The sequence below is a fragment of the Actinocorallia lasiicapitis genome (assembly GCF_054778695.1).
On sequence record NZ_BAAGZI010000203.1, the window covers coordinates 1 to 10,247 of the forward strand.

Annotated in this window: 11 protein-coding genes; 4 read left to right on the forward strand and 7 right to left on the reverse strand. The window is 71.3% G+C overall.

Going from position 1 to position 10,247, the window contains the following annotated elements; genetic code table 11:
* The 3 genes from ACYVE7_RS20945 to ACYVE7_RS20955 form a co-directional block, all read right to left on the reverse strand.
* Nucleotides 1-894, reverse strand: an 894-nt coding sequence (locus tag ACYVE7_RS20945) for a serine/threonine-protein kinase (protein ID WP_460366661.1), incomplete at its 3' end; no start/stop codon positions are given.
* Between the two features lie 19 nt (nt 895-913).
* The gene (locus tag ACYVE7_RS20950; protein WP_460366662.1) at nt 914-1,876 is read right to left on the reverse strand and encodes a quinone oxidoreductase family protein; all 963 of its coding nucleotides are present in this window, start codon (nt 1,874-1,876) and stop codon (nt 914-916) included.
* A 49-nt stretch (nt 1,877-1,925) separates the two neighbouring features.
* On the reverse strand, nt 1,926-2,552 hold the full coding sequence (locus ACYVE7_RS20955) for a TetR/AcrR family transcriptional regulator (RefSeq protein WP_460366664.1): 627 nt from the start codon (nt 2,550-2,552) through the stop codon (nt 1,926-1,928).
* Between the two features lie 116 nt (nt 2,553-2,668).
* On the opposite strand from ACYVE7_RS20955, the gene ACYVE7_RS20960 reads away from it, so the two are divergent.
* Both ACYVE7_RS20960 and ACYVE7_RS20965 read left to right on the forward strand, forming a co-directional pair.
* A complete protein-coding gene (locus tag ACYVE7_RS20960; RefSeq protein ID WP_460366665.1) occupies nt 2,669-4,246 on the forward strand; it encodes a DHA2 family efflux MFS transporter permease subunit in 1,578 nt (525 codons plus the stop codon).
* 103 nt (nt 4,247-4,349) lie between these two features.
* A complete protein-coding gene (locus ACYVE7_RS20965) occupies nt 4,350-4,619 on the forward strand; it encodes a DUF6504 family protein (protein ID WP_460366666.1) in 270 nt (89 codons plus the stop codon).
* 9 nt (nt 4,620-4,628) lie between these two features.
* Here the strand turns inward: ACYVE7_RS20965 and ACYVE7_RS20970 are convergent, their stop codons facing one another.
* Nucleotides 4,629-5,300: a DUF4328 domain-containing protein gene (locus ACYVE7_RS20970; RefSeq protein ID WP_460366667.1), complete on the reverse strand. Its 672-nt coding sequence runs from the start codon at nt 5,298-5,300 to the stop codon at nt 4,629-4,631.
* A gap of 167 nt (nt 5,301-5,467) precedes the next feature.
* Here ACYVE7_RS20970 and ACYVE7_RS20975 point away from each other — a divergent pair, with 167 nt between their 5' ends.
* Nucleotides 5,468-5,596: a hypothetical protein gene (locus ACYVE7_RS20975; protein ID WP_460366668.1), complete on the forward strand. Its 129-nt coding sequence runs from the start codon at nt 5,468-5,470 to the stop codon at nt 5,594-5,596.
* Between the two features lie 96 nt (nt 5,597-5,692).
* Complete coding sequence (locus ACYVE7_RS20980; protein WP_460366669.1) at nt 5,693-6,259, forward strand: TetR/AcrR family transcriptional regulator; 567 nt, start codon at nt 5,693-5,695, stop codon at nt 6,257-6,259.
* Between the two features lie 6 nt (nt 6,260-6,265).
* Here the strand turns inward: ACYVE7_RS20980 and ACYVE7_RS20985 are convergent, their stop codons facing one another.
* The 3 genes from ACYVE7_RS20985 to ACYVE7_RS20995 all read right to left on the reverse strand — a co-directional run bounded on the left by ACYVE7_RS20985 (nt 6,266) and on the right by ACYVE7_RS20995 (nt 10,043).
* On the reverse strand, nt 6,266-7,795 hold the full coding sequence (locus ACYVE7_RS20985; RefSeq protein ID WP_460366670.1) for an AMP-binding protein: 1,530 nt from the start codon (nt 7,793-7,795) through the stop codon (nt 6,266-6,268).
* Between the two features lie 114 nt (nt 7,796-7,909).
* Nucleotides 7,910-8,479: a DUF1444 domain-containing protein gene (locus tag ACYVE7_RS20990; RefSeq protein ID WP_460366671.1), complete on the reverse strand. Its 570-nt coding sequence runs from the start codon at nt 8,477-8,479 to the stop codon at nt 7,910-7,912.
* A gap of 73 nt (nt 8,480-8,552) precedes the next feature.
* Nucleotides 8,553-10,043 carry a cobyric acid synthase gene (locus ACYVE7_RS20995; RefSeq protein WP_460366672.1) on the reverse strand — a complete coding sequence of 497 codons (1,491 nt, stop codon included), beginning with the start codon at nt 10,041-10,043 and terminating at the stop codon, nt 8,553-8,555.
* Between the last annotated feature and the right edge of the window lie 204 nt (nt 10,044-10,247).

Here is a 10,247-nt window from a genome sequence, read left to right on the forward strand (position 1 = left end):
CGGAGACCCGAACCCAGCGGGCGGGGGCGGGGCGTAGCCGGGTGGGGGCGGTGCGGCGGGCGGCGACCAGTTCGCCTGGACGGCCTCGGCCAGGGTCGCCGCCTCCGGTCTGGTCTGCCCGGTCAGCGCTTCGAGGATCTGCTGGGTGGTGGGCCTGGCCGCCGGGTCCTTGGACAGCGCGGCCTCGACCAGTTTCCGGACGCCTTCGTCCAGCCCGTCCAGGTTCGGCGGGTTCTGGACGACCGCGAACATGACGGCCGGGACGTTCTGCGCGGCGAACGGCGCGGTGCCGGTGCCCGCGTAGGCGACGACGCAGCCCCACGCCCACACGTCGGCGGCCTCGGTGGCGTCCTGCCCCTGGATGACCTCGGGCGCCATGTAGGCGGGCGTGCCGATGATCGCGCCGGTTCTGGTCGCGGCGACGAGCGTGTCGAGGGCCCGCGCGATCCCGAAGTCGATCACGCGCGGGCCGACCGGCGACAGCAGGACGTTCTGCGGTTTGAGGTCGCGGTGCACGATGCCCGCGCCGTGGATCGCGCTCAGCGCCGTCGCGACCCCGACGGCCAGATGCTCCAGCGACGACCCGTGCATCGGCCCGTGCTCGCGGATCTGGGTGTCGAGGTCGGGGCCCGGCACGTACTCGGTGACCACGTAGAGCGGTTCGGCGTCGAGCCGGGCGTCCAGGACGCTCGCGGTGCAGAACCGCCGCACTTTCTGTGCGGCGGTCACCTCCCGCCGGAAGCGGTCACGGAAGGACGGTTCGTCGGCGAGCTCGGTGTTGATGACCTTGACCGCGACCTGCCGTCCCTGCGGGTCGCGCGCCAGGTAGACCGTGCCCATGCCGCCGCGGCCGATGCGCTCGACGAGCTCGTAGGGGCCGATGCGTTCATCCATCCGCCCATTCTGGTACATGTCACGGAATGATCAGCAACTTACCGGTAGTTCGTCGGCCTTCGAGGTCCGCGTGGGCGGCCTGCGCGTCGGCGAGGGGGTAGGTCCCGCCGATGTGCAGCCGGAGTTCGCCCGAGCCCACCCAGCCCAGCACCTCGGCGGCGCGCTCGGCGGTCTCCTGCCTGGTCAGGGTGTACTGGTGCAGGCCCGGCCTGGTCAGATAGACCCCGCCGGCGGCGTTCAGCCGCATCGGGTCGACGGCGGGCACGGCACCGCTCGCGGCGCCGTACAGGGCGAGCAGACCGCGGACGCGCAGCGCGTCGAGACTGCCCTCGAAGGTGGTCTTGCCGACGCCGTCGTAGACGACGTCCACGCCGCGTCCGCCGGTCAGTTCACGGACCTTCGCCGCGAAGCCGTCATAGCCGAGGACCTCGTCGGCGCCCGCGTCCCTGGCGAGCTTCTCCTTCGCCGGGGTGGAGACGGTGCCGATCACCCGTCCGCCGAGCAGCTTGACGAGCTGGGTGAGCAGCAGGCCCATCCCGCCCGCCGCGGCGTGCACCAGGACGTCGTCGCCGGGCTTCACCTGGTAGGTCGAGCGGACCAGATACTGGGCGGTCATGCCCTGGAGCAGGGCCGCGGCGGCCGTCTTCAGATCGAGCCCGGCGGGCACTGCGAAGGTCTTCGCCACCGGGACTACCGCCAGTTCGGCGTAGCCGCCGCGCGCGTCGGCCGAGGCGACCTGGTCGCCGACCGCGAACTCCGTGACGCCCTCGCCGAGAGCCGTGACGGTGCCCGACACCTCGATGCCCGGGGTGAACGGGGGGACGGTCGGGTAGCGGCCCTCCCGGTGGTAGCAGTCGATGAAGTTGACGCCCGCCGCCGCCACCTTCACCAGCAGCTCGCCGGGGCCCGGCACCGGCTCCGGCACCTCGTCGAGGACGAGTGACTCCGGGCCACCGTGCCGGGTGACGACGATCGCGCGCATGGACTACCTCCGGGAACTCAAGGGAAACGGCCGTTGCCCGAAGGCAACCTCAGGACCGCGCCCAATCTTCCCGCAACGCGCCGAGCGCGATCGCGACCGACTGCTCGACGCGCTCGACGACCGTGCCCGGGTCGTACACCTGGTGTGACGCGCACTGCTCGAAACCGACCCTGGCCGCGCCCTGGTAGATCGAGACCAGGATCGCGGGCCGCAGGTCGGTGTCGGGGTCGAGCCCCATCCGGCGGCCGATCTCGACCGTCAGCACGGCGAGCATCCGGTTCTGCCGGGCGAGCTGGGCGGCGATCAGCGCGGGCGTGTTCTCGATCACTTCGCGGATGCGGCGGAGCCGTTCGCGCTCGATCGCGTCGGTCTCCCTGACGTCGTCGAGGATCAGTTCCATCGACCGGAGCAGCGCCTGCTCGGGGGTCAGTTCGTCGGGGAGTTCGCGGAGGTTGTCCACCATGGTCTGGTCGAACACGTCGGTGACGCCGAGGACGACGTCCTCCTTGTTCCCGAAGTAGCGGAAGAAGGTCCGCTGGGACACCTCGACCGCGCCGACGATCTCGTCGATCGTCGTCTGCTCGTATCCGCTCCGCAGGAACAGCTCCAGCGCCGCGTCGATGAGCGCGAGCCGGGTGCGCTGCTTCTTCAGCTCACGCAGACCGCCCGTGGTCATCGCCACCTCCTCCTCCGAGGGTGCCACACGTCAGGGAGTGACTCATCACACAACATGTCAAGTGTCAGCCGCTGACATAATGGGTGCATTCTAGCCGTATTCAAGTGGGGGTAACTATGACGCAGGCGGCGACCGCCGTACAGGCGTCCAAGGTGGGGAAGGACTCGGCGGCGGGCGGACGCCCCGGGCTGACGCTCCTCGCGGTCGCGCTCGGCGTCATCATGGTGACGCTCGACGGCACCGTCGTGGCGATCGCCAACCCGTCGATCGGCGCCGACCTGGACGCAACCCTGTCCCAGCTCCAGTGGGTGACCAACGGTTACCTCCTCGCGCTGGCCGTCTTCCTGATCACCGCGGGCAAGATGGGCGACCGCTTCGGGCACAAGACGGTCTTCATGACGGGCATCGCGGGCTTCGCGGTGACCTCACTGGCGATCGGGCTGTCCCAGGGCATCACCATGCTGATCGTGATGCGCGTGCTCCAGGGCGTGTTCGGGGCGATGCTCCAGCCGTCCGCGCTGGGCCTGCTGCGCGCCGCGTTCCCGGCCGAGAAGCTCAACATGGCGCTCGGCATCTGGGGCGCGGCCATCGCGTCCTCGACGGCGGCCGGACCGATCGTCGGCGGGCTGCTCGTGCAGCACGTCAACTGGGAGTCGGTGTTCTTCATCAACGTCCCCGTCGGGATCATCGCCTTCACCATCGGTTTCTTCGTGCTGAAGAACCAGAAGGGCGAGAAGTCCGGGTTCGACGTGCCGGGCATCCTGCTGCTGTCGGGCGCGATGTTCACGATCGTCTACGGGATCATCAAGGCGTCCGCGTGGGGCTGGGGCGACGCCAAGACCCTCGGCTTCTTCGGCGGCGCGATCGTGCTGTTCGCGGCGTTCGTCCTCTGGGAGAGCAAGGCCGCCGAGCCGCTGCTCCCGCTGTCGCTGTTCCGGTCGGTCAGCATCTCGCTGGGCACCGTGATGATGCTGCTGGTCGCGTTCGGCATGTTCGGCGCGCTGTTCTTCCTGACCTTCTACATGCAGAGCGTCCACGGGCTCTCGCCGGTCGACTCCGGTGTGCGGCTGCTGCCGATGATGCTCTCCATGATGGTCGGCTCGCCGGTCGCCGCCATCATGATCACCAAGCTGGGCCCGAAGATCCCGCTGGTGGTGGGCCCGCTGCTGGCCGCCGCCGCGTTCCTCGGCCTCACCAGGCTCGGCCTGGAGGGCGGCTTCGCCGACACCCTGCCCTGGTTCGTGCTGCTCGGCCTCGGCCTCAGCCCGGTCTTCGTCGGCGCGACCGACATCATCGTCGGGAACGCTCCCGTCTCGATGGCCGGGGTGGCGTCCGGGCTGCAGAACGCCGCCATGCAGGTCGGTGGCGCGCTCGGCACGGCCGTGCTGGGCGCCCTGATGACCGCCAAGGTCGGCTCCACGCTCGCCGGCAACTTCACCGAGGTCGGGCTGCCCGCGCCCGACCCGGCGGCCGTCGGCGAGATGAAGGAGATCGTCTCGGCCGGTATCGCGCCGGTCCCGCCGGACACCACGCCGGACATCGCGGCGCTGATCACCAAGGCGGCGCACCTGTCCTTCATCGACGGGATGCACCTGGCGTTCTGGGTGGCGGCGGCGATCTCGCTGCTCGCGGCCTCGCTGGGGCTGTTCGTGAAGGCCGGCCGGAAGGTCGAGGGCGCGGCCGTCCACGTCTGATCCGCTTGCCCAGGCGAAGGCTCGTTCGATAATATTTTCGAACGAGCCTTCGTTCGTCTTCCCCCGAACGGAACTTCTTCGTAGGTCCAGGGGGGAGATCTGGGTGAACCGCGTCTATGGAGACCCGGTCGAGGTGTGGCGCGGGCCCGACGGCCACCCCGCCCGGTTCGTCTGGCGGGACAGGCTGTTCGTCGTCAGACGGGTGATGGAGCACTGGGTGTCGACCCGCGACTGGCGCGGCGCCGAGGCGTCCGACGGGATGATCCGCGAGTTCTGGCGGGTCGAGGCCAGCCCCGAGCGGGAGGTGGGCGTCTACGAGCTGCGGTTCGAGCCTGAGAACGCTGGATGGCAGCTCGCCAGGGCCTGGAACTGAGCGCCGGGGCTAGCGGAGCTGGAGGCGGGTGATCTGGAAGACGATGCCCATGCAGAGGGTGGCGGCCAGGGCCATCAGGCCGTCGGCCGCCACTCCGACCTGGACGGCCAGCAGCGCGTCGCCGCGCACCCCCGTCCCCAGGGCGGGGAACAGGCCCATCAGGCAGACCGCGCCGAGCAGGCTCCCCCACCAGGCCAGGACGACCGCGCCGACGGCGTGCCGCTCGGCCATCCGGTAGCGGGCCGAAGCCGTCCAGATGTCGTGGATCAGGCGCGGCGGGATCCAGAGGTTGCCGATCGGGACGGCCCATGCGGCGAGCGTCCAGATCCGGCGGTGGCGCAGCGGCCCCGTGGCCTGCTCGTGCGCCCGCCACAGCCAGGCCACGAACAGCGCCCCGGTGAGGACGACCATGGCGCCGGCGATGATGAACACGTCGTCGTAGGTCCGCAGGGTCGTGCCGGTCGCGGCGGCGTCATAGGAGCTGTTGGTCGCCGAGCGCAGCCCCGGCAGCATCCGCATCAGACTCACGGCCGACCCCATCAGCAGGAACGCGTTGAAGCCCAGCAGCATGAACAGCCCGACGGCCAGAGCCCGGAAGTCCCTGCGCCGGGACCAGGCGCCGCAGGCCGGGCAGCGGGCGACCTCAGTGGGGATGATGTCCCCGCACAGTCCGCACGGCATCGCGTGCCTCCCGGGATGGCTCGAAAACGCGGGCGATTTCCCCGAAGTGTACGTATTCCCGACCTGGACTTTAAGGAGGGGGCCAACTTGGTATCCGACTTGAGTCGGACAGTGGGCCCCCCTCGCGCCCGATGCGTTCTGTCACTGCCCTGGTGCAAGGTGGAGTCATGATGATGCTTCTCTATGTGATGGTCGCCGTGATCTTCGTGGTCTTCCTGGTCGGAGGCGGGCTGGTCCTGCCCCTCCTGGAGCTGCGGGACCAGCCCGAAGAACCCCAGGTGAAGGTGGCCGCGTGAGGAAACTTCAAGGCAGCGGATCACCTTGCCCATACCTCCGCCGGGGCGCGGTGTCGGGGGCGCTCGCGGCGGCCGGGGAGCACGATCCTGGGCCGCATGTCCCGCACCCAGCCTGGTTACCTCCCCGAACCGCTGCCCGACACCCGCCGCACCCTCATCCTGGACGCGGCCCGCCGCTGCTTCCTGCGCAACGGCTTCCACTCCACCTCGATGCGCGACGTCACCACCGAGGCCAAGGTCCCCTTCGTCGGGGTCAACCGCTACTTCCCGACGATGGACGACGTGATCACGGCCTTCGCCGACGACACCGCCGGGGAGATCGCCCAGGTGTTCACCGCGGCCTTCGGCCGGATGCCCGAGCCCGCCGGGTCCTTCCCCCACACGGAGGAGGGTTTCCCGATGCTCGCCGTCCGGGTCTGGAGCGCCGCGCTGCGCGCCACGGTCCTGAACGAGCAGGTCGACGGGGCGTGCGCCGAGTTCACCAAGGCGCTGCTCTGGTACGTCGAGCTCTACCAGCGCACCGGGCTGATCACCCGCGACGTCCCGGCGATCTCCGTGGTCCGCACCCTCGTCGCGCTGATCCACGGCTTCATGGTGCAGCGCACCCTCTTCGGCGATGTCGACACCCGGGCCTTCCGCGACGGCCTCCGCCAGCTCCGGTAGCTCCCATCAGCGGGGGTCGGTGAGGCACTGGCGGAGAACGGAGCGGCGGATCTTGCCGCTGGGGCTGCGGGGAAGACCGGGCACGAAGGTGATCTCCTGAACGCCGCCCTCGGTGCGGCCCAGGAGCTGTTCGCGCAGGTGGGTGGCGGGGTCGAGGCCAGGGAGCGGGACGACGAAGGCGCGGAGCCTGCGGCCGTCACCGACGACGGCCACCTCGGCTACGGCCGGGTGGCCGCCGAGATGGCGTTCCAGCAGGACGGGCGCGACGCTTCGGCCGCCTTCGAGCTGCTCCAGGTCCTCGGCCCTGCCGTGGTGGTGGATGAAGCCGTCGGCGTCGCGGTGCACCAGATCGCCGGTGGCGAGCCAGCCGCCGGGGTCGAGCGCGCTCGCGGTCCGCTCGGGCAGGTTGAGATAGCCGGCCATGATCGACGGTCCGCGGACGTAGAGGGAGCCGGTCTCGCCTTCGGCGGCCTCACGGCCGTCGCCGGTGCGGATGGAGATCTCGTACGGGTCGAGCACCACGCCGAGGGTGTCGTCGCGGCGGCGGCGCACGGTGTTGGCGACGAAGGTGTGGCCCGCCTCGGTCGAGCCCAGGCCGTCCAGGAGCGGGCAGCCCAGCGCGCGTTCCACCCGGTCGCGCAGCGCGGGCAGCAGCGGTTCGCCCGCGGTGCAGGCCGCGCGCAGCGAGCCTCCGAACGAACCGCCGGGGCCGCCGAGCAGGCCCCCGGTGCTGGTCAGCGACGCGTACAGCGGAGGTGTGGTGAACAGCAGGGTCGGCCGGTGGCGGCGGAGCTGATCGGCGATGCCGGGGCCGCCCGCCCGGTCGGGCCAGAGCAGCGCCGACGCCCCGAAGTAGAGCGTGAACACGACCGTCACCCCGAAACCCCACGGGTAGCACGCCTTGGACGCCGAGAACAGCACGTCGTCACGGCCCACCTCCAGGGCTCTGCCGGAGGCCCGGCAGTAGGCCAGCGGGTCGCCGTGCCGGTGGATCACGCCTTTCGGCGGCCCGGTCGTGCCCGAGGTGTACTGGACGTAGGCGGGGGTGGCGTGGGTGACGCGGGCGGGCGGCGGGATCCGGACCGGCCGTCCGGTGGTCTCGGCGAGCAGGTCGCGGGCGAGCATCACCGGACCGAACCGGTCGGCGAGCCCGGGTTCGCAGACGACGATCCACGGATCGGCGTCGCGCAGGATATGGGCGTGGTCCTCGGCCGTGGCGTGCGGGCTCGCGGTGACGGCGACCGCGCCGAGATGGAAGGTGCCGAGCAGCGCGGCCACCAGTCCTGGGCCGTCCGGCAGGACGATCAGCACCCGGCCGCCCGCCCGAACCCCCCGCTCGGCGAGGACTCCGGCGGCGCGCGCCGCGGACTCGTGCACCCGGCCATGGGTGATGGTCTCGGTTCTGGTGCCGTCGCTCCAGCGGAAGGCCGTCCGGTCCCGCCAGCCGTAGGTCAGCGCGCGCTCGGCCAGCAGCACCGCGAGATTCTCGGGGGCGCGCAGGGCGAGCACGGACAGGTCGGGCATCAGCTGCGTCATCGAAGCCGCTCCTTGTGCCAGGGGGTCACCAGGAGGTTACGACGAGTTACGGTCCTGCACCGTCGATTTGGGTCAGGAACCTTTGTCCCGTGCTGAAGTACCGGCCGGTACCAGCTAGCCCGGCAGGGGAAGCCAGGCGCCGTCGCGGCGGACCAGGAGGTCGCGGACCAGCAGGTGGTCGCCGCGCGCCCAGACCCGGTCGGCGACCCAGCGGAGCTTGGCGAGGCCCTGCTCGTCGGCGGAGCCCGTCGCGGTGAAGACGTCGCGGGCGGGCACACCGACGACGAGCTCGCCCTCGACGTCCTGGGCGAGTTTGTCGAGGAACGCCTCGTCGAGCAGCAGCCCGGCCTCCAGATCGCCGCCGACCGTCACGGTGACGGCCTGGACGTCGGGAAACCAGTTGAGCGCCAGGTCGGGGCGGCGCACCCGCAGGTTGCCCGCCGCCTTCGGACGGAGCGCGTCCTGGCGGAGGCCCAGCTCGACCAGGCGGCGCGGGGTGATCGGCTCGAACCGGGGACGCCCGTCCTCGCCGGGCGGCAGATCCAGCCCGTACGACAGGTAGAGGTCGCCGGCGAACGGCTCGCGGAGCGGCACGTCCTGCGCCGACAGCGGGAAGTCGAGCCGGACCTCGACCGGGACCCGCGCCCCCATGATCGGGACGATCAGGTCGTACGGCTCGGTCACGATTTCCTCCACACGCGGGCTCCGGGCGCTCACGATAGCGCCTGCGCCACAGCCGCCGCGCGCGAGCTCCGGTTCACGGCAGAGCGGGTGCGCCGGGCGGCAGCGCGGGCAGCCCCGCGGGCGCGCCGCCGTCGATCAGACGGGCCAGGGCACCGGTGTCGAGATGATCGGCGACGAGATCGCCGAGCAGGTCGAGCTGCTGTTCGCGCAGCTCGGCGAAGTTCGTGGCGGGCGCGGGAACGAACGCGCGGCCGGTGCGGGCGGCGATCTCGGTGAGGAACGCGCGGCGGAAACCGTCGTTCTCCAGCGCGCCGTGCCAGGTCGTCCCGTAGACGCCTTCGTGTTCGCAGCCGTCCAGGAACGGGGCGCCGCCCTCGACCCGCGCCTGCCCGTGATGGATCTCATAGGCGTGGACGGGCTCGCCGTAGTGCGCGCCGGTCGGGCGGTGCAGTGTCTTGGCGCGGGCGAAGGTGACGGTGACGGGCAGCAGGCCCAGCCCGTCGACCTCGCCGGCCTTCGACTCGACCTCGTCGGTGATGGTCCCGGCCAGCATCTGGAAGCCGCCGCAGATCCCGAGGATCGGGACGCGCCGCTCCCGCAGGACGGGCGCGAAACCCTGGTCGCGCAGCCAGCCGAGGTCGGAGACGGTGGCGCGGGAGCCGGGCAGGACGATCAGGTCGGCGTCGGCGAGCTCGCCCGGCGTCGTCACGAACCGGACGGAGACGCCCGGTTCGCAGGCGAGCGCGTCGAGGTCGGTGAAGTTGGAGATCCGAGGGAAGCGCAGCACGGCGACGCGCAGTGTCTCGTCCCCGTGGGGCGCTCCGGTGCCGGGGCGTGCGGCGTCGAGCCCGAGCGAGTCCTCGACGTCGAGCCAGATCCCGGGCTGCCACGGCAGCACTCCGAGGACGGGCCGTCCGGTCAGCGTTTCGATCTGGTCGAGGCCAGGGCGCAGCAGTTCGAGCGCGCCCCGAAACTTGTTGATCACGAATCCGGAGATCAGCCGCTGATCGGCGGGGTCGAGCAGCCCGACCGTCCCGTACAGCGCCGCGAACACGCCGCCCCTGTCGATGTCCCCGACGACGACCACCGGCAGCTCGGCCGCCCGCGCCAGACCCATGTTCGCGATGTCGCCGCGCCGCAGATTGATCTCCGCGGGGCTGCCCGCGCCTTCGCAGATCACCACGTCGTACTGTTCGCGCAGCACGTGGTAGCTGTCGAGCGCGACCTCCCGCAGCCTGTCCTTGAGCTCGCGGTACTCCATCGCGTCGACGTCGGCGATCGGCCTGCCCCGCACCACGACCTGGCTCCGCCGATCGCTCCCCGGCTTCAGCAGGATCGGGTTGAGGTGCGCCACCGGCTCGATCCGCGCGGCCTGCGCCTGCATCGCCTGCGCCCGCCCGATCTCCGCGCCGTCCACGGTGACCATCGAGTTCAGCGACATGTTCTGCGCCTTGAACGGCGCCACCCGCACGCCCTCCCGCGCCAGCCACCGGCAGATCCCCGCCGTCACCACGCTCTTGCCCGCATCCGACGTGGTCCCCGCGACCAGCAATCCACCCCGCACGTTTCCTCCCTCGATTCCTCCCTCGATCCGCTGCATCCTCCCGCACCTCACGTCAGGTCAGGTCGCGGAGGGGCAGAAGGTCCGTCAGGCACGGCTCGGGAGGAGGGCGGCGGTGAGGGCAGCGAGGGTGCGGACGGCGGCGGCCAGGCGGGCGGCGCGGCGGATGTCGGGGACGGCCGGGGTGGGGCCGTCGCCGAGGGCCAG